The 22,064-nt window shown below is 62.1% G+C and carries 28 protein-coding genes; 14 read left to right on the top strand and 14 right to left on the bottom strand.

Features of this window, described 5'->3' with window-relative positions; genetic code table 11:
• Window positions 1-127: 127 nt before the first annotated feature.
• From SI859A1_RS07185 to SI859A1_RS07175, 3 genes are read right to left on the bottom strand one after another with little or no spacing between them, the layout of a single operon-like run.
• A complete protein-coding gene (locus tag SI859A1_RS07185) occupies window positions 128-910 on the bottom strand; it encodes a ZIP family metal transporter (protein ID WP_009209156.1) in 783 nt (260 codons plus the stop codon).
• Window positions 907-1,572, bottom strand: a complete 666-nt coding sequence (locus tag SI859A1_RS07180; protein WP_009209155.1) for a DsbA family protein — start codon at window positions 1,570-1,572, stop codon at window positions 907-909. The genes SI859A1_RS07185 and SI859A1_RS07180 overlap by 4 nt, the downstream gene beginning before the upstream one ends.
• On the bottom strand, window positions 1,569-1,994 hold the full coding sequence (locus SI859A1_RS07175) for a disulfide bond formation protein B (protein WP_009209154.1): 426 nt from the start codon (window positions 1,992-1,994) through the stop codon (window positions 1,569-1,571). The genes SI859A1_RS07180 and SI859A1_RS07175 overlap by 4 nt, the downstream gene beginning before the upstream one ends.
• Window positions 1,995-2,294: 300 nt before the next feature.
• On the opposite strand from SI859A1_RS07175, the gene SI859A1_RS07170 reads away from it, so the two are divergent.
• From SI859A1_RS07170 to SI859A1_RS07160, 3 genes are all read left to right on the top strand, one after another.
• Window positions 2,295-2,723 (top strand): MerR family transcriptional regulator, encoded by a 429-nt coding sequence (locus tag SI859A1_RS07170; protein WP_009209153.1) that lies wholly within the window; start codon window positions 2,295-2,297, stop codon window positions 2,721-2,723.
• A gap of 1 nt (window position 2,724) precedes the next feature.
• On the top strand, window positions 2,725-3,051 hold the full coding sequence (locus tag SI859A1_RS07165; RefSeq protein ID WP_009209152.1) for a YnfA family protein: 327 nt from the start codon (window positions 2,725-2,727) through the stop codon (window positions 3,049-3,051).
• A 204-nt stretch (window positions 3,052-3,255) separates the two neighbouring features.
• Window positions 3,256-4,197, top strand: a complete 942-nt coding sequence (locus tag SI859A1_RS07160) for a cation diffusion facilitator family transporter (protein WP_024352270.1) — start codon at window positions 3,256-3,258, stop codon at window positions 4,195-4,197.
• Window positions 4,198-5,522: 1,325 nt separating this feature from the next.
• Here SI859A1_RS07160 and SI859A1_RS07150 read toward each other — a convergent pair.
• Window positions 5,523-6,038, bottom strand: coding sequence for a peroxiredoxin family protein (locus tag SI859A1_RS07150; RefSeq protein ID WP_148233765.1), 516 nt, complete (start codon window positions 6,036-6,038; stop codon window positions 5,523-5,525).
• A 469-nt stretch (window positions 6,039-6,507) separates the two neighbouring features.
• Entirely contained in the window at window positions 6,508-6,828 is a 321-nt protein-coding gene (locus tag SI859A1_RS21910; RefSeq protein WP_050767471.1) for a hypothetical protein, read from the bottom strand.
• Window positions 6,829-6,936: 108 nt separating this feature from the next.
• On the opposite strand from SI859A1_RS21910, the gene SI859A1_RS21835 reads away from it, so the two are divergent.
• The gene (locus SI859A1_RS21835) at window positions 6,937-7,116 is read left to right on the top strand and encodes a hypothetical protein (protein WP_192844236.1); all 180 of its coding nucleotides are present in this window, start codon (window positions 6,937-6,939) and stop codon (window positions 7,114-7,116) included.
• A 105-nt stretch (window positions 7,117-7,221) separates the two neighbouring features.
• Here SI859A1_RS21835 and SI859A1_RS07135 read toward each other — a convergent pair whose 3' ends face one another.
• The 6 genes from SI859A1_RS07135 to SI859A1_RS07115 form a co-directional block, all read right to left on the bottom strand.
• The gene (locus SI859A1_RS07135; protein ID WP_202797861.1) at window positions 7,222-7,701 is read right to left on the bottom strand and encodes a c-type cytochrome; all 480 of its coding nucleotides are present in this window, start codon (window positions 7,699-7,701) and stop codon (window positions 7,222-7,224) included.
• 5 nt (window positions 7,702-7,706) lie between these two features.
• Entirely contained in the window at window positions 7,707-7,838 is a 132-nt protein-coding gene (locus tag SI859A1_RS22260) for a hypothetical protein (RefSeq protein WP_255341185.1), read from the bottom strand.
• A 4-nt stretch (window positions 7,839-7,842) separates the two neighbouring features.
• Entirely contained in the window at window positions 7,843-8,346 is a 504-nt protein-coding gene (locus SI859A1_RS07130) for a DUF411 domain-containing protein (protein ID WP_024352265.1), read from the bottom strand.
• 11 nt (window positions 8,347-8,357) lie between these two features.
• Window positions 8,358-9,188, bottom strand: a complete 831-nt coding sequence (locus SI859A1_RS07125; RefSeq protein WP_202797860.1) for a WD40/YVTN/BNR-like repeat-containing protein — start codon at window positions 9,186-9,188, stop codon at window positions 8,358-8,360.
• 289 nt (window positions 9,189-9,477) lie between these two features.
• Entirely contained in the window at window positions 9,478-9,822 is a 345-nt protein-coding gene (locus SI859A1_RS07120) for a hypothetical protein (protein ID WP_009209146.1), read from the bottom strand.
• Window positions 9,823-9,988: 166 nt separating this feature from the next.
• Window positions 9,989-10,861: a ZIP family metal transporter gene (locus tag SI859A1_RS07115; RefSeq protein WP_009209145.1), complete on the bottom strand. Its 873-nt coding sequence runs from the start codon at window positions 10,859-10,861 to the stop codon at window positions 9,989-9,991.
• 304 nt (window positions 10,862-11,165) lie between these two features.
• Between SI859A1_RS07115 and SI859A1_RS07110 the strand changes: the two genes are divergently transcribed.
• The 5 genes from SI859A1_RS07110 to SI859A1_RS07090 are packed head-to-tail and all read left to right on the top strand — an operon-like array spanning window position 11,166 to window position 15,534.
• Window positions 11,166-13,340, top strand: coding sequence for a heavy metal translocating P-type ATPase (locus SI859A1_RS07110; RefSeq protein WP_009209144.1), 2,175 nt, complete (start codon window positions 11,166-11,168; stop codon window positions 13,338-13,340).
• Window positions 13,337-13,936, top strand: coding sequence for a methyltransferase family protein (locus tag SI859A1_RS20270; RefSeq protein WP_024352263.1), 600 nt, complete (start codon window positions 13,337-13,339; stop codon window positions 13,934-13,936). The genes SI859A1_RS07110 and SI859A1_RS20270 overlap by 4 nt, the downstream gene beginning before the upstream one ends.
• Before the next feature lie 25 nt (window positions 13,937-13,961).
• Window positions 13,962-14,435 carry a DUF411 domain-containing protein gene (locus tag SI859A1_RS07100; protein ID WP_024352262.1) on the top strand — a complete coding sequence of 158 codons (474 nt, stop codon included), beginning with the start codon at window positions 13,962-13,964 and terminating at the stop codon, window positions 14,433-14,435.
• Window positions 14,432-14,917 carry a copper chaperone PCu(A)C gene (locus tag SI859A1_RS07095; protein ID WP_009209142.1) on the top strand — a complete coding sequence of 162 codons (486 nt, stop codon included), beginning with the start codon at window positions 14,432-14,434 and terminating at the stop codon, window positions 14,915-14,917. Before SI859A1_RS07100 ends, SI859A1_RS07095 begins: the two co-directional genes overlap by 4 nt.
• The gene (locus SI859A1_RS07090) at window positions 14,914-15,534 is read left to right on the top strand and encodes an SCO family protein (protein WP_009209141.1); all 621 of its coding nucleotides are present in this window, start codon (window positions 14,914-14,916) and stop codon (window positions 15,532-15,534) included. The genes SI859A1_RS07095 and SI859A1_RS07090 overlap by 4 nt, the downstream gene beginning before the upstream one ends.
• Before the next feature lie 428 nt (window positions 15,535-15,962).
• Here SI859A1_RS07090 and SI859A1_RS07085 read toward each other — a convergent pair whose 3' ends face one another.
• Window positions 15,963-16,217, bottom strand: coding sequence for a type II toxin-antitoxin system Phd/YefM family antitoxin (locus SI859A1_RS07085; RefSeq protein WP_024352261.1), 255 nt, complete (start codon window positions 16,215-16,217; stop codon window positions 15,963-15,965).
• Window positions 16,218-16,993: 776 nt separating this feature from the next.
• Between SI859A1_RS07085 and SI859A1_RS07075 the strand changes: the two genes are divergently transcribed.
• From SI859A1_RS07075 to SI859A1_RS07060, 4 genes are all read left to right on the top strand, one after another.
• Window positions 16,994-17,677 (top strand): L,D-transpeptidase, encoded by a 684-nt coding sequence (locus SI859A1_RS07075; protein ID WP_035695290.1) that lies wholly within the window; start codon window positions 16,994-16,996, stop codon window positions 17,675-17,677.
• Between the two features lie 317 nt (window positions 17,678-17,994).
• Window positions 17,995-18,489: a copper chaperone PCu(A)C domain-containing protein gene (locus SI859A1_RS07070; protein WP_024352258.1), complete on the top strand. Its 495-nt coding sequence runs from the start codon at window positions 17,995-17,997 to the stop codon at window positions 18,487-18,489.
• Window positions 18,479-19,318, top strand: a complete 840-nt coding sequence (locus tag SI859A1_RS07065; RefSeq protein WP_060576946.1) for an EipB family protein — start codon at window positions 18,479-18,481, stop codon at window positions 19,316-19,318. The genes SI859A1_RS07070 and SI859A1_RS07065 overlap by 11 nt, the downstream gene beginning before the upstream one ends.
• Window positions 19,319-19,439: 121 nt before the next feature.
• Window positions 19,440-20,408, top strand: coding sequence for a L,D-transpeptidase family protein (locus SI859A1_RS07060; protein ID WP_024352256.1), 969 nt, complete (start codon window positions 19,440-19,442; stop codon window positions 20,406-20,408).
• Between the two features lie 6 nt (window positions 20,409-20,414).
• Here SI859A1_RS07060 and SI859A1_RS21365 read toward each other — a convergent pair whose 3' ends face one another.
• Window positions 20,415-20,702, bottom strand: a complete 288-nt coding sequence (locus SI859A1_RS21365; protein ID WP_148233764.1) for a hypothetical protein — start codon at window positions 20,700-20,702, stop codon at window positions 20,415-20,417.
• Window positions 20,703-20,743: 41 nt separating this feature from the next.
• Here SI859A1_RS21365 and SI859A1_RS20835 point away from each other — a divergent pair, with 41 nt between their 5' ends.
• Entirely contained in the window at window positions 20,744-21,295 is a 552-nt protein-coding gene (locus tag SI859A1_RS20835) for a L,D-transpeptidase (protein WP_009209136.1), read from the top strand.
• A 373-nt stretch (window positions 21,296-21,668) separates the two neighbouring features.
• On the opposite strand, the gene SI859A1_RS21745 is transcribed toward SI859A1_RS20835, so the two are convergent.
• The gene (locus SI859A1_RS21745; RefSeq protein WP_024352476.1) at window positions 21,669-21,848 is read right to left on the bottom strand and encodes a thioredoxin domain-containing protein; all 180 of its coding nucleotides are present in this window, start codon (window positions 21,846-21,848) and stop codon (window positions 21,669-21,671) included.
• Window positions 21,849-22,064 lie beyond the last annotated feature (216 nt).

Raw genomic sequence — 22,064 nt, 5'->3', positions numbered from 1 at the left:
CCTTTCATATAATCAAATAATAATATTAACCAGATTCTGCACGATTTACATAGATATACGATACCAATCACATATAGCTCGCCGAATTTTCGGTATTTCACAATGAATTGCTGTTATGAGAGGATGTCTAACCAAGCCAGACATCCAGAAACAGCATGAGGACGAAACCGATGGACAGGCCCAGAGTTGCCTTGTCCTGATGCCCCCTACGGTGCGTCTCAGGTATGATCTCGTGACTGATCACATAGAGCATCGCGCCCGCGGCGAAGGCTAACCCCCAAGGCAGAAGCGGCTGCGAAAACGTAATGATACCCGCGCCGAGCAGACCGCCGATCGGTTCCACCAGCCCAGTCAGTGCGGCGATGCCCCAAGCACGACGCTTTGAATACCCCTCCCCCAGAAGCGACACGGCCACAGCAAGACCCTCGGGGGCGTTTTGCAACCCGATCCCGATGGCCAAAGGCAATCCGTCCTTCAGCCCGCCTGATCCGAAGCCAACGCCGACAGCAAGACCCTCCGGGAAATTGTGGATTGTGATCGCGATGATGAAGAGCCAGACGCGCCTGAGCGAGGCGGCCTCGGGCCCTTCGCGCCCCACGCTAAAGTGCTCATGCGGCAGCTTCTCATTCATCAGTGCAACGGCGCCCATGCCGAGCAGGATTGCCAGGCAGACGATAGCAGCCGGTGCCGCCTCGTTGTCGAATTGCAACTCAGCAGCGTCGAGCGCAGGAATGATCAGCGAGAAGAACGAGGCGGCCAGCATCACCCCCGCCGCGAACCCGAGCGAGAGATCTCGCGTTCCTTGCGAAGGAAGTCGTCCAAAGAGCACCGGAACGGCACCGAAGGCGGTCAGGGATCCGGCAGCAAGGCTGCCCAAAAATCCGAGAGCTATCGGGGAAAATTCAGTCACGAGCCACTTGCGGCTACCTCTTCGGCCACTCTCGTCCTCAGTTCCGCTTTTCCGAACGGCGCGAGCGGCCTCCCATTTACGAAGAATGTCGGAGTCTGGCTTACACCCATGGTTTCCACATCGGCGCGATCCTGGTTCAGGATTGCCGTTGTCTGAGGCGCCTGCATTTGTGTTCGAGCGGCATCGGCATCGAGTCCCGCACTTGCAGCGATCTGCAGGACCAGCCCTGGCTCAGGAGCTCCATGCGAGGCCCATTGCGGCTGCTCGCGCATGATGGCTTGAAGCACCGGTTCGAAGACGCCCTGCATCCTCGCCGCCTCAAGGACGCGGATGGCTTCTTCGGACCCCTCGCCATGGAACGGTGTGTAGCGTAGGACCACGCGCACCGCCGCGCCATGCTCGGCTATAATCTGCTTCACAGTCGGGTAGAAGGCGCGGCAAGCCTCGCAGGCGGGATCAAAGAACTCGACAATAGTGACCGGTGCTTGCTCCGGTCCAAGGATCGGCGAATACGGTCGCAACAATGCCTCAGCCTGCTCAGGCGGGAGGGTCCCCGTGGCAGTGGCGGTGATGGCCGCGGGGCGCGTAGCGAACCACGAGGCCGCAGCGAAGACCGCAAGGCCCACGACAAGAATGGACAGAATCAATGGTCGGCGGGTCATGAACGCGGTTCCTTCAAAGAGAGAATCGATAAGCTCGCCGTGAGAATGAAGGCCAGAAGCGACAGAAGCGGGATGGGGACGCCAAGGATTGCCTGGTTGTCGTCGGTGCAGGAAGGTCCCGTCGCGGTGCATGGCTGGACGGGCTCCGGGATGATGCCCGCGTAGAGGCCGATATGCCAAAGCGCGACCATCCCCCCCCCGAGGCTGAGCGCTACACCGTAGCGCCCGACGCGGGCATCCTGCCACCAGAGGCCAAGGCCTAGGACGATTGGTAGCGGAAACATAAAGGCACGCTGATACCAGCACAGCAGGCAGGGCATCCGGCCCAGCACCTCGCCGATGAACAGCACCGAGAGCGACGCCACAACCGTTACAACCCATGCGGCAGTCAACGCTGCTTCGCCAGTCACTCTCGTTGTCATGCGTCTATGTACCCTCTCAACTCAGCGAGCGCCTCCCCAGCGGGAATTCCCGTCCGGGCCAGCAGCATGAAGAACGCGTGCTCCGAGACGCCCGCACACGATTTCCGGAAGGGTGTCAGTTTCAATACAATCGGCCTGACCGCGATTCTCGGTTCATTGCGTTCCTACATCCTCAAGCTACTGGAGGTTCAAGCTGCTTTCCTGAGACCCACGATGGTTTCACGTGCCTGTGACTCGGGAGCTCCCCTTGCCGATCCGCGCAGCAGTATCTACCAAGACTGGAACATTGCGGAGACGCGGATGCTGACTATTGGCGCTCTTGCCAGGAAGACTGGGTCGAAGGTGCAAACGATCCGCTACTACGAGCAGATCGGGCTGATGCCCGAACCGGGCCGAACCGAGGGCGGACAGCGGCGCTACGGCGACGCCGAACTCGACCGGTTGTCCTTCATCCGTCATGCTCGACAGCTCGGCTTCAGACTGGAAGCGATCCGCGAACTCCTGAATCTGAGCGATCAGCCAGATAAGCCGTGCCAGGAAGCCGACTCCATTGCGAGACGGCAGTTGAAGCAGGTGGAGCAGCGTCTCGCGCGGCTGGAAGCCTTGCGTACGGAACTCGAACGCATGGTGCATGAATGTAGCGGTGGCCGAACAGCCGATTGCCGCGTGCTGGAGGTACTGCGCGACCATTCTGAATGCCTGACCGACCACAACGAGATCGGCGCCTAGAATGCCCGCGGCACTCGTCTATCCGCTTGCCGCGCTGGCCGAGATCGCCGGCTGCTTTGCCATCTGGGCATGGTGGCGCCTTGATGCATCTGCCCTTTGGCTCGCGCCGGGTGTGGTCGCTCTTGTGGCGTTCGGCTGGCTTCTCGCACAGGTCGATACCATCGCAGCGGGACGAGCCTTCGCCGCCTATGGCGGGGTCTATATCGCGGCCTCGGTCCTCTGGATGTGGCTCGCCGAAGCACATCGCCCCGACAGATGGGATGTGCTCGGTACCACAGTCTGCCTACTCGGCGCAGCGATCATACTCGCCGCCCCGCGTGGCGCCTGAATCTTTCCTCTTGAAGCTACAGTTGCTGGAGCGATTACACGTCTCGTCGACCGATTCTTCGGCTGATGTTGGTGCACCGCTCCATCCGCACGATGCGCCAATGCACCTATGGCACACGGGTGATAGGCCGCAAATCCTTGGACTGCGTCCGCGGACCGTTATGGGCGTCGATTCTTCAGCACTATGGGCCAAAGGGAACATCCGATGCCGCACGATCATGGACATGCGCATATCGACCCGGATTCCGGCGACCGCCGGGTCTCGATTGCAATCTGGGCCAACGCTTTACTGACAGTCGCCCAGATTTTTGGAGGCATCCTGTCCGGCAGCCTCGCGCTGGTCGCCGACGCACTGCACAATTTCTCCGACATGGCGTCGCTGGCAATTGCTTTTGCCGCACGCAAGATCGCACGGAGGCCGGCGGATGCACGTATGACCTTCGGCTATGGCCGGATCGAAATCGTTGCGGCGCTTATCAACTACACCACGCTGATCCTCGTCGGCTTCTACCTGATCTACGAGGGCGGCATGCGGATGATCGATCCCCCCGAGGTCGCGGGCTGGACGGTGGTCATCCTGGGCGGCGTGGCACTTGTGGTCGACACGTTAACGGCTTTGCTCACGTACTCCATGCAGAAAGGCAGCGTGAATATCCGCGCGCTCTTCCTCCATAATCTCTCGGACGCACTGGCATCGCTTGCCGTCATCATCGGCGGTACGCTCATCATTCTCTACGACATGCGCTGGGTTGATCCGGCCATCACGATCGGCATCGCGCTCTACATCCTCTATCTCGCTTTCACCGAGATTGGAGGCCCGATCCGGACCCTGATGCTGGGCAGCCCGCCGGACATCGACAACGACTCCGTTGTCGATGCGTTACGCGGAGTCGACGGTGTCGCGGACATCCATCATGCCCATTTTTGGCAGATGGAGGAGCATGTTGCCGCTCTCGACACCCATGTGGTGATAGAGAAGAAAGCCTGGGATCGCCTCGAAGACATCAAGCAAGCCATCAAGCGGATGCTCGAAAGCGAGTTCGGCATCACCCATTCAACGCTCGAGTTCGAGCGAGAGGACCAGTCGCATTGCAGCGCAGATCTGTATGGCCACGACGCCCGTCCTAGCCGGCAAGAGGATGATTGAGACCGGCCGCACCGAGTTCCAGAGTCTGCTTCTCCTTGCCGAAAACTCGGCCCAGCAAAAGTGATTTCTGACGAGCGCCGGACAGCGTTGGGAGGCAGATGTAAACGGACACCTCAACCCGGCTCTGGCGAATAATCCCACCTCCAGTCGTGGCTCCACAGCGCGATTCCATGATGGTTGGTGTCAGATCCACGAGGCAGTGTGCGCACGGAGGCTCGGTTTTCGACGGGTCAGAATCGGAACTGCGCACCGGGGAATTTGTCGGACGGGCTTCGGTCACTGAAATGAATCCGCAGCCTTGGCGGCTCGGAAGCATACTGCTTACGGCTCGGAAGAAGACAGCTTCTCAATCGTCCTCCCGCTCTGCGCCGTCTCCTCTCCTGTAGCCGCACCCGGATAAATGACTCAGTGAATCGACTAAGTCTCTGTTTATATTGATTTAAGGTGCGCCACTGCGACTAGGTCTTTGACTCTGTCGGCGCGGAACCTGACTCGATCCGAAAGGAGTGCGCGAAAGGTTGACTCGGCACGGGTCAGAGGTCACTAAGCGAAGGCGAAGCAGTCCACGAGGCGCCTTCGGAGTGCCGACGAACTCCCTCGGCCGCTCAGGAACGATGTTTCAGATCCCGCTGAGGAAATTCAGGTCCAAGACCTGGCTCTCGTGCAGGTCGCGCGCCGTGAGTTGGTCGAGGGTGCCGATCCTTAAGACGTCCCTCGACCCAGGAGTACCCCTCCGGAAGGGCGACGGGGTCGAGCTGGGCATTCAGCTCCGCAGCCAACTCCTTTTCTGTGGCGGGAAGTTCGCCGTCCTCGAGGACCGCGAACAGCAGGACTTCAACAGCCCCCGCCTCCCAATGCGGGTACGCCGTGACGCGGAGCATCCGGATTGATCGATAGATGCGGCCGAGTTCCGAATCCTTCTCGTGCTTCGAAACGATGCGGCTGCGCCACCTGGATAGTGCGCGTACGAAGGCGTCCGGGTAGACGAAGCGCCCGTGCTTGCGCTCAAGCGCGCTTCCGAACCCGGCCCGCCCCTCGTCAGTCCGGAAACCTTCCTGCCGCGTCCAGCTCCAGACCACGGCCCACGGTCATCATGCGGCCGAGGTCGACAACAACCTCGGTCGACGGTGGGTTCTCGAGAAGCACAGACCGGAGTCCTGCCGGACGCCGCCTCCTTCATGAACGCCTCGGACGCGGGAACGAGCGGAGAGAAGGTAGGTGGGAGAACTCCCACAAAAGGTTCGCAAGGGCCGCGAATACGAGATAACGGCGCAGCGCGACCAGCCAGTTTCGCCGCTCCGCAACATGTGACATCGGCGCCGCGATCATTGAAACGCTCGAAGGATGCTGTCGAGCCAGCCGCTCTCCGGCGGTGGCGTGTTCGTCAATGCGTTGATGTAGACAATCAGGTTCGTGCGGGCGAATTCCGCGCCGTGGAAGATGGCGGCATGGCGTCCACCGCGGTCGATGACATGGATCATTGGCGCGTAGGTCGTACGCGCGGACAGGGCTGCGAAGGACGCCGCCGCCTTGGCGGCGCCATCACCCACCGTGACGGGCAGCCAGTTCGATCTGTCCAAGTCTGCGACAGAGGCGACACCCACCGTGAGGAAGGTGACCCGATCGCGCATCGACGTGATGTTCACCCCCTCTTGCACCGCGCGCAAAAGCGCCTGCTGCGCAATGCAAGGCGAACCGCAGACCGCGGGTGCGAAGCTGACCACGAGTATCTTGTCCTGAAGCCCGTCCAGACGCACCGTCGATCCGTCGGCAGCGGTCCCATTCAGCGGTGGCGCAAGGCGTCCATCGGAATGCTCGAAGGCGGGCTCCCGCTCGGCCATGAGTTCGTCGATCGGGGCGTCGGAACTATGCGCGGAAGCGCTTCCAATGGGCGCGAGCATCAACGCCAGGATGAGAACGATACGTTCCGCTATCCGCCCTCCAAGCCGTCGGCGGACTGCCACCGGCTGTGACCTTCCCGGTGAGCGCCGCGACGCGCCTGCGAGAGACCGTGTTCTCTCGCTCCGACTGGTTGGTTCGTCAACTGATCCGGGATCAGGCGTGATACCGAGAACTCCCGAGCTTTGACGTGGGCGGTTTGGCCCGGTTGCGCCGTCTCGTCGGTGACGGGCCTGACTGATAGTCCGCGCTGCGCACCCTCGCCTGGGAAGCGCAGCGCCAATACCGAGCGCGCCGATATCCGTCAGCGCCCGCAGTCGTAGGCGAGGCAGGGAGAGGTAGGCTGATTTCATCGGGTCTCTTTCAGCGGGGAGACGCAGGCCCGAATGTCGGTGCGGGCCTGCGCGACTATTAGCCGTCGTTTTTCGGGACGGCGTGGTGAGGCTGGGCGGCCATTGCCTGCATCATCTCGGTGCAGGCCTCCATCATCGGGCGCATCTGCTGCATCATCTGCATCATGCCTTGCATGCCTTGCATGCCCTGCATGCCGGACTCCTCACCGCCCATCATGCCTTGCATGCCGGACATGTCGCCGCCCTGCATGTCACTGCCCTTCATGGTGTCGCCCTGCATCATCTTCTCAGGCGCGGCATCCTCCTGCGCGAAGGTCACGGGTGCGGCAATGATGGCCGCGAACGCGATCGCAAGGCCAAGTCTGGTGTTCGTTTTCATGGTCGTTACCTCAGTTGGGTTTGGTTTCAGTCCCTGGTCGTACCCGGCACGTCGGTCGGGCTCCTGTCTGCGTCACAGCTTTTGCTCTTGCACATGACGCAGTATCCGGTGGCGCACATCACAGCGCAGGGGGCGAGCGCCAGGATCAACGGTGCGGCCCCGATCGCCGTGAGCCAGCCCCAGTTCAACGCCATCCCCGCGCTGGTGATCGCCATCGTGGCGATCACCAGCCCCCTGCGGCCCAGCGGCATGCGAAACCCAGCGGAGCGCGGCCTCGGGGCCGGATGAGATGTGTCGGTCAAGTTCAGTTCCTTCCGTTTGCGATGATGTTTCCGAACAGCGCGATGCCCTCCGCGCTGTCCCGCTGCCAAGGATCTCGAGCGACAGCCGTGTTCACGAGTCACCCTCGTCGTTCGCTGTGACGTCGGCCTGAAACGTGCGCTGCCGCTCCGGCCAAGTGCTCTTGATGAAGGCGAGCACTGTCCGGATCTGTTCGTCCGTCAGCACGTCTTTGAAGGCGGGCATGTCGCTGTCGTAGCCCGGCACGACCCCACCAACGCCCAGCCTTGTAATGATGAAGAGCTGCCGATCCGCGTGGTGCCAGGTGTGCCCGGTCTCGTCATGCGGCGGCGCCGGCATTCGGCCGTTATCGAGCCGCCGCATCCAGTCGGTTTGACCCTCCAGATTGTCGCCATGGCAAGACGCGCAGTTCGCGGCGTAAAGGTCCTGCCCAAGAGCGATCTCCTCCGCCGTGACCGGCTCGCCCAGGAAGGTGACGTCCTGCGCAGCCGCCTCGCCGCCGCGCTGCTCCGCCAGCACGGCGGCGACCACGAAAGCCGTCGCCGCAGCACCGGTGGCGAGGACGACTGCCATTGTCTTCATTTCTGCCCCCGGACGTATTTCGCCAGCGCCACGACGCCAAGGACCAGAACCGACACGACGAGCAAGAGCACAAGCCCGCCGCCGGCCATCATCAGGCCCATCATCGGCCCGCCCATCATTCCGCCCATGCACTCACTCATCGGAGTAGACGGAGATTCCGCCCTCGCCGAAGGCATACGTCTTCAACGTGCCGGTCTTCTCCGGTGCCATTCCGGGGGCATTGCCCGGCATGCCAGGGAGCGTGATACCGGCGATCTTCGGACGCTCCGTCACCAGGCGCTCGATGATCTCCGCCGGCACGAGGCCGCTGACGTAGTAGCCGTCGATCTCGGCGAGATGGCAGCCGATCCCGTCCTGCGGCACGCCGACCTCGACCGAGCGCCGATCGAAACCCGGATCGTCGACGCGGGTGACATGATAGCCCTTGCTTTCGAGGTACTCGGCGTAGGTGTCGCAGCACCCGCAGTTGGGGTCCCGCCAGATCGTGACCTGCCTGGACGGCATGGTCTGTTCCGTGGGGGCGGCATCAGCGGTGGTCGCCCGGCTTGCATCCTGCGCCGAGGACAAGGTGCCGAAGGCAATACCTCCAGCGACCGCGAGGGCCGCAATCGAGGTGATGGCAAAAGCTTTCTTCATGATAAAATCCTTCAGGATGCCGCAAGCGCGGACCAGGTGATGCCGCGGTCGCGGCTCTGTTTCAGGCCGCCATCCAGAGCGGCGACGATGTGTTCAGGATCGATCGGGTTCACCGCCACGGCGGAGGCGTCACCCGACGTCAAACGGGACCAGACGACGCCGGCGTCCTTTGAATTCCAGACACCCGACGGCAGCGCGGCGTAGAGGGTCTCCGGGGCGGTATGTACGCTGACCAGCGCACGGACCGGCTCGCCCGACGGCAGCGGCGCTTCGGGAGGCGGTGCATCGCCGGCTACCAGAGCGTCCATCGCGTTGCCGGGCTGAACGTCCTGCCAACGGCAGAAGCAATCCGGCACGCGCGTGATCCCGGTGTCGGTGCCCGCGTAGATCCAGATCCCGCCCATGCCGGTCGCGAGATCGACCGAGGCAAGCGAGCGAAGATCACGCTCCGCATCATCGAGCCACGGACGGTCCATCGCGAGGCTCCAGTTCCTGCCGGCATCCTCGCTTTTCCAGAGGCCGTCACTGCGGATCGCGGCGTACATCATGTCGGGCTGGCCAGCCGCCATGATGACCGTGTCGACGGCCCCTTCGCCGTTTCCGACAGCACGATCTTTCCATGTGCGTCCTCCATCCTGCGAGATGGCAACCCGGCCGGAAGCGAGCCCGGCGACGATGCGGCCTGGCCGTTCGGGATGCGTTGCCAGCGCAAGGATGCCATCGGGCCCGGACAAGGTGCTTCGCGTGCGTCCCCCGTCGTCGCTGCGACTGAGCGTTGCTCCTGCGACGAGCAGCGCCTTCCCGTCGAATGCGAGAACCACGGCCGGGAACGATGCCGACATGGCCGGGCGTAACGCGACCGGAAGCGCCAGAAGTCCGACTGCGGTCAAGGAAGCAGACAGAAATCCGCGTCGGGTCTGATGGAGGAAGCCCTGCGGGCTCCCGGAGGCGGACATGGTGGCGCCCGAAGGCGCCGGGTCGGGATTTCGAGCCATTGTTCAACTGTCACTGATCGATTGGTCGTCTGCCGAAAAGCCGGAAATAATCCGGCATCGGTCACCACCGTGCTTCGGCGCCAACGCACCGATAGTCACGGAAAGACGCCCCGACGCGATAGCGCCGGGCGTCAGATCAGATGAGAGTTCGAGGGGGCTGCTCTGTCGGAGGGCACGTCAGGCCACAATGGTCGTCAGTTACCGCCGGGTCCAATAGACCGCCCGTCGGCTGAACGAACCGATCGCCGTGCGGTCCGAGGACGGCCGCAAGACTGCCTGAGCCGCAAAGGAAATCGCAGGCGAGGCCCATACCGCCAACTTCGGGACCATCACAGGCCTCGCAGTCCGCCATGTCCATGGATGCGACGTCGATGGCCACCATGTCGGCGGCCATCTTTGCCGAGCCAGCCGCATGCGCAACCGAACTCGCCGCGAATGCGGCGAGGAGTGCGACAAATATCAGGCGGGCGATGAACTGCATGAGCGTAGGCTATTCCTCGTTCTGTCCAATTGCCAGCGCGGCACATGGGCGATCTGTCCTGAAGCCAGACCGGATCATGGCGAGCAGACCATCTGATCTCCTGGACATCCCACGGCTAGCGTCACGATGGTCCATTACCATCGCAGTGAACAGATGGGGCTTCCCCTCACTGGAAGGTCAAGAGCGACAAGAGGCTATTTTGATAGCCTTCGGCAAAGGCCGCCGCATCAGGCATCGTTTGGGTTTGCTGTCCTGCGAAAATACGAGCGTCGATAGGTTCGCTTGCGCGGGCTTCGCCACCCGTCACGGTTTCCAACCCGGCTGACACAAGCGTGAAAAGGGTGAAGCCCCCCACGAAAGCAAGCACGGATCCCCGGTCGTCCTCGCGCGCCTCGTGCGCCTCTTCCAGCATATCCTCGACGGCTGCCACGGTCAGCAAGCCGGCAACGAAGACAAGGGCTGCCATCTTCACGCTCTCTCCCGCACCTCGCAGTATGAAGAATGCGACGAGGGCGGACCCGACACAAAACAGGATGAACGACGCCGAAAGAAGCAGCCGACGCCGTCGGGGCACCCCCTTGTCCCGGAAGTTGGCCATCGCGGCGTAGCCTTCCGGGACATCGGCCAATACCTGGCCGAACGCCAGAACCATCGCAAGGTTGCTGGATACGGCCGAGCCCGTTCCGAGCATCATGCCGTCGCTGGTGAGATCCACCGCGACGGCGACGTAGATCATCCACATCCCCGTTCGGTTCCCGCGGCTGCCATCCTTCTGAAGTCCCTCCACGAGGGCCTCGATCATGACATAGGAGACGCCGCCCGCCGCGAAGGCTGCCGCGAGCCACCAGCCGGCCAGAACGTCTACGGCCTCGGGGATTAGTTCGACCGCGACGATCGCGATGACGATTCCGGAAGCGGCATGCAGCGCCCAGTTCAGTAGTCGGGAAGACGGCTTCCAGAACTCTGCCACGAGCGCCCCGGCGAAATTTCCCGCTCCCGGCAGGAGAGACAGGAAGAAGACCTGCCAGAAACTACTCATGCCGCGTCCCCTGAGCTGTCGTGTTGGCGATGGTGCGATGGCAGATAATGAACTTCTGTTGCTCTCATCAGGCTTTCCTGCCCTGCGCTCAACGATCCGAAGGCTTGAATGAACCTAGCTCCGGGCGACAGAATCGGAAGGGTTCGGCGGGCCAAAGCGGGGGCCTCATCCTGTCATTCAAGGCGCCTTTGATGCACACCGGGATGGTCGGCTGATATCTTGTGAAACATTTCTACGATCAGGGGCTTGCTCCTCTAGCCGCTGGAGGTTGTAGCCATCCGGTGGCAGAAGATGGGACCCACCGATGGCGGCAGAACTCCAGCAGACACGCTACCGCGTCAGCGGCATGGATTGTGCCTCGTGCGCGTCGAAGATCGACAAGGCTGTGCGACGTCTGGAAGGCGTCGGAGACGTAGCCGTGTCGGTCGCGGCCGGCACGATGACGGTGGCACACGAGAAGGCGCTCACTCCGGCAGCAATCATCCGCCAGGTAAAGAACCTCGGTTACGGAATCGGAGAAGTTAGCCGCGGCGTCCGAGGAACCGGCAATGCGGCGGCTCCCACTGATGGCGAGAATCCGAACCATCATTCGCATGCCCACGAGCATGCTGGCGATGAAGCGTGGTGGAGAACGCCCAAGGCGGTTCTGACGCTGACGTGCGGCCTCGCATTGGCAATTGCCTATCTGGCGGGCGTGGCTTTTCCAGCGTTTGAGAGCTGGGCCTTCCTGCTAGCACTCGCCGTTGGCCTCGTTCCGATCGCAAGGCGCGCCGCCGCAGCAGCTCGCTACGGCTCGCCGTTTTCCATCGAGATGCTGATGACGATTGCCGCCGTCGGCGCGGTGATCATCGGCGCGACGGAAGAAGCAGCGGCCGTGGTCCTCCTGTTTCTGATCGGCGAGATGCTGGAGGGCGTGGCCGCCGGTCGGGCACGGAAGAATATTCAGGGCCTGACGGACCTCGTGCCGAAGACGGCGCTTCTGGTGCGGGACGGCGAGACGGTCGCGGTAGCCGCCGACGGACTGGCCGTCGGCTCCATAATTCTGGTGCGCCCCGGCGATCGCGTTGCGGCGGACGGCGTCATCGCCGAGGGAGCCGGCGAGGTCGACGAAGCGCCCGTGACAGGAGAGAGCGTACCAAAGCGCAAGAGCGTCGGCGACACGGTGTTCGCGGGCACGATCAATGCAAGCGGTGTGCTGCGGATCAAGGTCACTGCCGCCGCTTCCGACAATACCATCGCGCGTGTGGTGCGGCTGGTGGAGGAGGCCCAGGAGGCAAAGGCCCCAACCGAGAGGTTCATCGACCGGTTCTCCCGTTACTACACCCCTGGCGTCCTGGTATTCGCGGCGCTGACGGCGATCCTGCCTCCGCTCCTTTTCGCCGAGCCTTGGAACGACTGGATCTACAAGGGTCTGGCCATCCTCTTGATCGGCTGCCCCTGCGCGCTCGTCATCTCGACCCCTGCGGCCATCGCTGCCGGAATGTCCGCCGGTGCCCGCCGAGGTCTCCTCATGAAGGGCGGTGCGGTACTGGAGAACCTCGGCAGAGTGACCGCTGTCGCGCTCGACAAGACCGGGACAATCACGATGGGAAAGCCCGAGGTCACCGACGTGATCGCGATCGGCCGAGCGGAGCGGGACATACTTTCCTTGGCCGCGTCGCTGGAACAGGGATCAAGCCACCCGCTGGCTATGGCAATTCTGCAGGAGGCAAAGGCCAGGAAGGCGCCGCTCCCGCCGGCGTTCGACGCCGAAGCCATTCCGGGCGAAGGGATCGCCGGCAGCGTCGGCGGCGAACGGGTATTCCTCGGCTCTCCCCTGGCTGCAGGTCGGCGCACGCAGATCTGCGAGAACGTTAGCACCAAGATCACCGTTCTCAACGACGCGGGCAAGACCGTCTCCGTCCTTCTGGCCGGTAACACGGTTGCAGGTCTGATCGCCATGCGGGACGAGCCCCGCCCCGATGCCGCATCGGGGCTCAGGGCCCTGCGCGGTCGAGGCGTCCTGATCATGATGCTGACGGGCGACAACCGACGGACAGGAGACGCCGTAGCGAAGAGCCTGGGGATCCGGGCGCGGTCGGAATTGCTGCCGCAGGACAAGCAGCAGGCGGTGCGAGACCTCCAGGCGGAGGGCCATTTCGTTGCCAAGGTCGGCGACGGCATCAACGATGCCCCCGCCCTGGCTGCCGCAGACATAGGCATCGCCATGGGTGGAGGGACCGACGTGGCTCTGGAAACAGCGGACGCCGCGGTCCTGCATGGCCGGGTTCAGGACATTCCGGACATGATTGCCTTGTCGCGATCCGCAATGCGCAACATTCATCAGAACATCGCGATCGCGCTTGGCCTCAAGGCGGTGTTCCTGGTGACGACTTTACTCGGCGTGACGGGCCTCTGGCCAGCTATCCTGGCAGATACAGGAGCAACGGTACTGGTGACAGCCAACGCCATGCGACTGCTCGGCTGGAGGCCGCAATGATCAACGTGACCGAGCAAGTCCTCCGCCTCGGGCCTCTCATCGTTCTCCTGACAACCTGCTTCTGGCTGATGATTGCAACCAGCCGAACGTCGTCCATGATCGACGGCAAGGCTTACGGCTTCGCCGGAAACTCACGCCAGCAGGTCGCACAGGGATTGTTCCGCCTGAGTGTCATCGGCGCCCTTGGCGCGCTGATCGGATACGCCGCAGAGATAAGGTGGCCGATCCTGCGTCCGGTCGGCAAGCTCGAATGGCTGCACGCAGTCGGATTGGCGTTGGCGCTGGCAGGCCAGTTCCTGACGGTTTTTGCACAGTCCAGCATGGGAAGACGTTGGCGTGTGGGAGTTCCCTCCGCCGCGCCGGACGCACTGGTCACGCAGGGTTCATTTGGGGTCTCACGCAACCCGGTGTTCCTCGGCATGCTCGCAATGGCCCTAGGCCTGGCACTGGCGGTTCCGTCGATCGCGATGATCGTTTGCGCCACCGCCTTCTGGCTGGCCTGCGAGATTCAGGTCCGGGATGAGGAGCGGTTCCTCGAAAGTGCCTTCACAGACCAATACGTCGCTTACCGGTCCCGGGTGCGACGATGGTTCTAATCCGTGTCAAATCAAGGAGAGCAAGATGCGTAGTTTTGGGAACACGCTCGCGACGGCTGCGGCAGGCTTACTCATGATGTCGTCCGTCGCATCGGCGACAGGCGAATCGGTGGAGGTCTTTTCCACATCTGGCTGCGGCTGCTGCATCGGCTGGATTAAACACATGGAGGGCGCCGGGTTCGAAGTGACGAACGACAACCTCGCGATGGCTGATCTGTATGCTCGAAAAATGAAGGCCGGACTGAAGCAGGATCAGACTTCCTGCCACACCGGTTTTGTCGAAGGATATGTCATCGAGGGGCATGTTCCGGCCGCCTCTGTGGCGCGCCTCCTTAAAGAGCGACCGGATGCGATCGGCCTCGCCGTGCCCGGAATGCCGGTGGGGTCTCCCGGCATGGGCGAAAGCGGCGAACCGTACGACGTACTTCTCGTGCAGACTGACGGATCTGCAACCGTCTACGACACCTACCCGCAGTCCAAGGATGTTCCAGTACAATGAGGTTTCCGACATCGATCGTCCTCGTCCTCACCCTGACCGGAGCTGCGGCCGCGCACGAAGTAACGGCCGGGGACCTGGTCATCGGTCATCCCTGGTCGCGCGCAACGCCTGCAACAGCCAAGACCGGCGTGGGATATCTGACAGTCACGAACAACGGCAGCGAGCCGGATCGGCTGATTGGCGGTTCCGCGGACGTCTCGGCAGGATTCAGGTTGCACACCTCCAAAATTGTCGACGGAGTCGCACGGATGCGCCCGCTCGAGGGTGGGCTCCCAATCGCTCCGGGCGAAACCATCTCACTAAAGCCAGGCGCCACCCACGTGATGTTGACGGGCATGAAGAAGCCGATTCTGGAAGCCGAGCCCTTCGCAGGAACTCTCGTGTTCGAGAAGGCGGGTTCCGTGCCGGTCGAGTTCACAGTCGAAGGCTTCGGCGGACGCCCTGCGGAAGCGTCAGATAGCCATCTGGAGAAACGACAGTGAGCCCGAAAACCCTTCGCAGAACGTTGTGGGGCGCCGTCGTCGTCCTGTGCCTGTTCGTGGGCGCGACTGCTGGCGTCACCATCATGCGCGCTTCGGGTCAGGCTCCCCTCCCCGGAGAAGCGTCATCCGGTATCGCCAACATTGGCGGCGAGTTTTCTCTTGTCGACCACGAAGGGCGACGCCGTGAATGGCGTGACTTTCGGGGTGAGCCGGTAGCGCTGTTCTTCGGCTTCACGAATTGTCCGGATATCTGTCCGACGACCCTTGGTGAACTCTCGGTGCTGCTGGACGATCTTGGTCCCCAAGGCGACGATCTTCAGGTACTCTTGATCAGCGGCGATCCGGAGCGGGATACGCCGGAGCGGCTCAACGAATACCTAAAGTCGTTTGATCCGCAGATTGTTGGTCTGACCGGCACAGAGGCAGAAGTTGACGAGGCATTCTCGGCTTTCAAGGCCTACCGCGCACTCGTTCCGCTGGAGAACGGCGAATACACGGTCGATCATTCCGCCGGGGTCTACCTATTTGATCGCGACGGAAGCTTTTACGGCACATTGGACATCCACGAGTCGCCAGAGGTCCAGCGGCAAAAAGTTGAGCGCCTGTTGGCTAGCTGAGAGATGCCGAAGCGGCGCTCAAGCTGACTCGAGCAAAAAGCTGCTGCCGACGCCACCCACAAGCAGCCAACGAACCGGCCTTTCGCAAAAATCTGGAAATCGAAACATGCCCCAGCCCGCGCGAATGCGCTCATTGCGGCACAGGGGTGAAAAGAGGCCGCACCGAGGATGAAAGCGTTCCGCATTGGATTGGCTTCTCGGTGTCGTGCCCGAGCCCAATCCGGCGGCGCTCCATATCGGGAACGATCACGAACACCCGTCAACGCCGTTCTCGCGCGGCGCTGGCGGGTCACCGGACATCGGGAACAGGTACCGCCACCCGCCGATCTACATCATGAAGACGATGCGGCGGATCTTGCGGCCGCTCTCCTCGCCGCGCTCCGCCTCATGGTCCCAGAGGTAGTTGAAGCGGTAGACCCCGCCGACGTTCACTCGGCGTGCTCCCCGGCGTCGATGAGTTCCTGGAAGCCAGCCATGAGGTTCTCGAGGTCCTCCTCCGGCGCTTGGTCGACCCAGTGCGCCTGGTGGCCCTCGTCGAGCCGGCTGAGTCTGTCCCAGGCCTCCGACGGGACCATGACGATCTTCCGCTTCCCGCGCTTCCTCAGGCCCACCGGCTCGCTCAGCGCGCGGTCGAGGATGTCGCCCGAGCTGCGGTTCAGGTCGGAGAACGTGAACTCCCTCATGGCATAGCTCCTGAAAGCATAACATTCGTACCCTTTCCCGCCCCAGGGGGGCGGGCTGGTCAATGCGGAAGCCACCACCATGTCGCCATGCGTGTCACATCAAACAAAGTTGCTCGCTCTTTAAGTTGCGAGCAACAAAGCCGCTGCTATGACCCATCCATGGGAATTTTCCTCCGCCTCGCGCTGCTTGCCGCCCTGCTACTTGGGTCGATGAGTCACGCCGCGGCCGTGGTCGAGGCGGTCGAAAGTCCCTGCCACATGGCGGAGCGGCTTTCATTGGATCCGCTCTATGGAGCGGGCACTATGGACGGCCCGGCGCCAGCGACGACGCAGGAGGCGAGTTCGGCCCACGCCCTCCACTGCAAACTTCCTGCAATGCAGGTCGTGGGGCCGTTTGTGGAGAGCCCTCGCAGAGCCGTGCTCCCCCTTCCGCGGTCGATCGAGTTGGGCTCCGGAGGCTCCCCCGGCCGGATCGAGCGTCCACCCATCTCGTAGTTACTAGACAACAGCACTGAGCCGAAAGCTTTTGTAGCGCGGCAGCTCGAATTCATCGCTCCCGCGCCGCTCTCGCATCCGTGCTTTTAAGGCCGGTTCACGCGCTCGCCGTACCGCGTTTGCGCGCATGAGCGAACCGATCCAAGAACCCGATGAGAACTCGACGGCCTCTCGGGCCACGCCTATTTCAAGGAGAAGACATGATCGACGCCAAGACGCGCCGCCCCCCGGCAATCACCCATCCATCGTGCGATTCGGCAAGCCGGGATGGAGCGACCGGCATGGACCGTCGCGCATTCATTGCGGTAATGGCGAGCGTTGCGCTCACGGGCTGCGTCTCCACGCAGGAGCCGACACGTGTCGTTCCGATCAAGCCTCCAGAGCCCAAGCCCGTACTCCCCGCGATGTACCGGGCGATGCCCAATGAGCGCTTTCCGATCCCGGCGGTCGACGTTAGCAATCTCGATCGACGGCTCTGGCGGCAAGTCGTCGACTACCCCACCACCGAGCGGGTCGGAACGCTCGTTGTCGATACGCCCGCCAAGTACCTCTACCTCGTGATGGAAGAAGGAACGGCGATGCGCTACGGGATCGGCGTCGGTCGCGGCGGCTTCTCCTGGTCAGGGCGGGCGACGATCGCCTATAAGCGCAAATGGCCGACATGGACGCCTCCGGCCGAGATGATCAAGCGTGAACCCGAACTCGCGCCATACAGTGCGGCGAACGGTGGAATGCCACCGTCCCTCGACAACCCACTCGGGGCCAGGGCGCTCTACATCTTTCAGGATGGGCGCGATACGCTCTACCGCTTGCATGGTACAAATCAGGCTTGGTCGATCGGAAAAGCGGTTTCCTCTGGTTGCATTCGCCTCCTGAATCAGGATGTCATCGACCTGTACGGACGGGTCCCGGACGGAACCCCTATCCGAGTAATTCCGGATCCAGCGACCGCTATGTCTGCCTAACAGCGGGTGACCGAGCGCCATCGAGTCTGGCGGACTCCCTCACAAGTTCGAGCGTTCGCCGTTTAGGACCGGGCCGGAGTTTGGACCCGATCTCCGATCTTCGGACGGTCCGGCCATCCAAACGATGTGCCGATAAGTCCTGCCATACAATTGCGTAAGCGGACGAGCATCGCGGTCGCTGAGCCACGGCTGTCGTGATCATCGAATATCGGTGGTCCGCCAAACACCCACCGCCGTCGTCGGCGAGGCGATCGCCTCAAATCCGCCGGAACTGTCGCTGAAATCAGTCGCGAACCTAGTCAAGGATGAATGCCCAAATGGATCGACGCTTCGTGGCGGTCAGTACCCTTGCGCTAATCCTGACGTTCGTACCCGGATCGGCGTCTGCCAGGACGGTGCACCCTTCCAGACCAGGCGAACTCTTGACGGTTGAGCACGCCGAGTTCGTCCTGTCTCCCGATCCTGCCGAGCCGATCGACCTCTATCTGGTCGTCTGGAACGGCACCGGTAGCAGCGTGACGATCAGCGGGGTGACAAGCCCGGCCGTTGCCCGCATCGCCGTCTCCCGCGGTCCGCATTCAGAGGACAAGCCACGAGCGGGCCTGTCCGGTGGTCTTGCCGTTCCCGCACGCTCCGAACTTCTCATGAAGGAGACAGGCCTGCATCTCCTGGCTGCCCCGCAGGAGCCGGCCTTGTCGCCTGGCGCAATGGTGCCCGTTACAGTTTCCTTCTTCGACGGCAGCGAACGGACCATTGTGGCGAATGTGCTTGCCGCGGGATCACCCCCGGAGGACCATCATCATGGCTCGTGATCGATCTCGTTCGGCCCTGATCTTGACGATGATCGCGACCAGCTTGTTTGCGTTCCCTGCCAAGGCAGCAGACATTGTGCCCCATCTGGCTGTCTACGATATGTCTATGCTCCGCAAGTCCTCCGATCTCGTCGGTGGCAGCGGACGCATCGCCCTTAAACTCGAGCGCGAAGCCTGTGAGCAGATCGAGCTGGACTACCGCTTCGTCGCCCGCTTTGAGCGCGAGGATGCCACCGTCGTCACCGACCAGCAGACGGTTTCGGTCGAGAATTTCGCCGCAAGGGCCTACCACTTCACCACGCGGACCTTCGTCGACAACGTCGAGGGATGGGTCATCCGCGGCAGCGCGACAAATACGGATACTCGTACGCGTGTTGAAATTGCCGAGCCAAGTGCCGAAACGTTCGACCTGCCATTGTCGGTCTTTCCCACAGCGCACACGATGGATCTCATCGACATGGCGATTGCTGGGGAAAGCCTCGTCGAGGCCCGTCTCTATGACGGCGACAACGAGGCAGGGAAACTCCTGACGACGACGGCGATCATCACCCCCGTCGAAGCGGAGGCAACGCCGCCCGGACCGGCGAATCCTGAGGCTGCCTCCTCGCCTGTCGCTGCGATGCTCGATCTGCGCAGATGGCGGGTGGCGGAGTCCTATTACAATAGTGACAGCAAGCTGGACGGCCTGCCACTGTTCCAGACAAGCTACACCCTGTACGAGAACGGCATCTCGGACGACATCATAATCGACAACGGCGACTACGCGTTCTCGGGCTCACTATCCAAGCTCGAGCTTGCGTCGGCGCCTGACTGCGAAGATGCCTCCTGAGATGCGGAAACTGGTGCACGATCCCGGCCGCCGACGCGTGGTTCCAAATCCAGCCGTTGAGAGAGGCGCGACCCTGAACTCCTACGATCTAATGCCTTCCCTGCCGTATGTGGCGCGGGCAATGTTTACCGCGATCACCCTGTTGTCCATCGGCGGGTGTGTCTCGATCACGGAGGATGCCTACACGGACCTGGCGCCGGCGACTCTCGCAGTGGCCGAGAGAACCCGCCCGGAAGGTTCGATTCTCATGCGCATATTCAAGGAGGAAAGCGAGCTGGAGGTTTGGAGGCAGGGGGCAGACGGCCGCTACGCGCTTCACAAGACCCATCCAATGTGCCGCTGGTCAGGGCGGCTAGGGCCGAAGACGGCTGACGGCGACAGGCAGGCGCCCGAGGGGTTTTATCAGGTTACGGCAAGCCTGATGAACCCGAACTCGAAATATCACCGCTCCTTTAATCTCGGCTATCCGAACCAACTGGAACGAGCGCTCGGTTACACCGGAGACTCCCTCATGGTCCACGGCGCCTGTTCCTCCGCGGGTTGCTTTGCCATGACAGACAATGGCGTGGCCGAGGTGTACGCCGAGGCGCAAAGTGCCTTCCGGATCGGACAAAGCGATTTTCAGGTCCAGTCTTTCCCATTCCGTATGACGGCTGAGCAGATGGCGAAGCATCAGGGCGACCCGAACATCGAGTTCTGGCGCAACCTTAAGCTCGGATACGACGTCTTCGAAGTCACCCGCAGGGAGCCGACGGTCGCGGCCTGCGGAGGGCGCTACGTGTTTGATGCCCGCCGCGTTGACGGCGCTGCGGCACTCGAACCGACCGCTGCCTGTCCTGCCATGAATACCAGGGTCGATCCCCGAGTGTCGGCAAAGCGACACGACGACGAGCGGGTTGTGCAGAAGCTTCTTGTAGAAGGCCGCGCCGAGATGGCGATGGCTTATGTCGATGGCGGGATGCACCCCAAATTCCGCAGCTTGCTGGCACGTCTCGGCGCGGAGGAGCTCGCCAGGGAAACATCGAGTACCGCCGTCCAGATCAGTCGACCCGATGCAGCTCTCGTTGATCCCTACCAGGCGGGCCAATAGGTCCGATCACCCGCCAATTCCTGATGTCCGGATCGCCCGAGCTGAACCGATCGAGAATGTTTGGCAGTTCGTTGGGACACTTGGCCCTCCAACCGCATTGCCGCCGCCGCCGCCGCCGCCGACGGTATCGTCGACCTCTGCCGCGGCAAGTTTGTCGATCAGCCCTTGAAAATCGTCCTCATCGAACTGCGGGAGTCGGCGCATGAATTCTGACCTGCGCTCTTTGGTATTTGGCAAATCCCGATCCGGCAGCGATGCTCTAACCCGCTCGAGCAACCAAATATCAATGGCCATGTGCGACCATCTCCTTCAGCGTCAGACTTCGGAGATAAGAGATGACCAACCGACGTCAGTTCATGATTGGTGTCCTGCTATTCTCTGCCCTGTCCGGTCCAACGGCCGCGCATCAAGCGTTCGAGCTTGATACGAAGTTTCTGCCGCAGCGTGTCGCCTTCTCTGGTTTCACACCCGGAACCATTGTCGTCGATCCGAAGGCGAGGTTCCTTTACCTGGTGGAAGAAGACGGTTTCGCGCGGCGCTACGGCATCGGCGTAGGCCGAGCTGGACTGAGCTTTTCCGGCCAGGCAGTAGTTGGCCGGAAGGCTGAATGGCCCCGTTGGACGCCGACACCAAACATGATCAAGCGCGAACCAGGGAAATATGCAAAATACGCGGGAGGGCTAAAGGGCGGCCCCGGCAACCCTTTGGGTGCCCGGGCGCTTTACCTTCATCGAAACGGCCAAGATACTCTCTACCGTATCCACGGGACGACTGAGCCATCTTCGATCGGTAAGGCTGTATCAAACGGCTGCATTCGGATGCTCAACGAGCATGTAATCGACCTGTATGATCGCGTGAGCGTAGGAGCCGAGGTGGTAGTGCGGTGATCGCCAGCGCCGGGTTTTCGGCGCGTGTCGAAAAAGCTCCTTCCGATGATAGATCCTACAACATGGATTCAATCATCGCCGACATCTGATTAGCCGGCAGCGAGCCAGCGTATTTGTCGCCGTTCACGAAGAACGTTGGCGTCGCGTCCACGCAAACCATCTTTTGTCCGCGCCTCTACGCGGCGACGATCTTCTGCTGCAATTCCTTGTCGTTTAGGCAGGCGGAGAACGTTTCCTGAGTGAAACCGGCCAGCTTGATAATGTTGAGAAAAGCCGCCGAAAAGTTTTCCACTCTTTCCCGTTGGTCTGCTGCTAGAAGAGGACATCGATCATGCGGTGCGCTGGGAATTACTTTGCGTGCAGAGCGCCGGCATTACTGCCGCGAGCGCGCGCGGGTCGAAGGGAACCCGCGAATGATCAGCTTGACCTTGCCGGTGACTATGTAGTCGGCCTTGATGGCCGGATAGCTGTTCTCGTGGAAGTTTGCGCAGTGGCCGCACTTCATCGAGGCGTATTCGACAATCGTTACCGGCGCATTCGGATCATCGATCACGATGTCCGGCAGTGGCCTTCGGCCATCAGTTTGTCGATGTCCAACGATCCCATCGGCTCCGGGACTTCGGTGCGGCCGGGTGGCCCTGCGGAAGGCACGAAAGTCTGGGCATTGACGGCTTCGTTCGTCGGCTGGGATGCTGCCATTGTACTCGCAATCGCGGAGCATCCGACGAGGACGAGGACAAAAGGCCCCTGCTCAGCTTGGCGGCTTTTC

The organism is Aurantimonas manganoxydans SI85-9A1 (genome assembly GCF_000153465.1).
Taxonomy (GTDB): domain Bacteria; phylum Pseudomonadota; class Alphaproteobacteria; order Rhizobiales; family Rhizobiaceae; genus Aurantimonas; species Aurantimonas manganoxydans.
The sequence above is the reverse complement of the archived record's forward strand: the minus strand, read 5'-3'. Positions and strand labels throughout refer to the sequence as shown.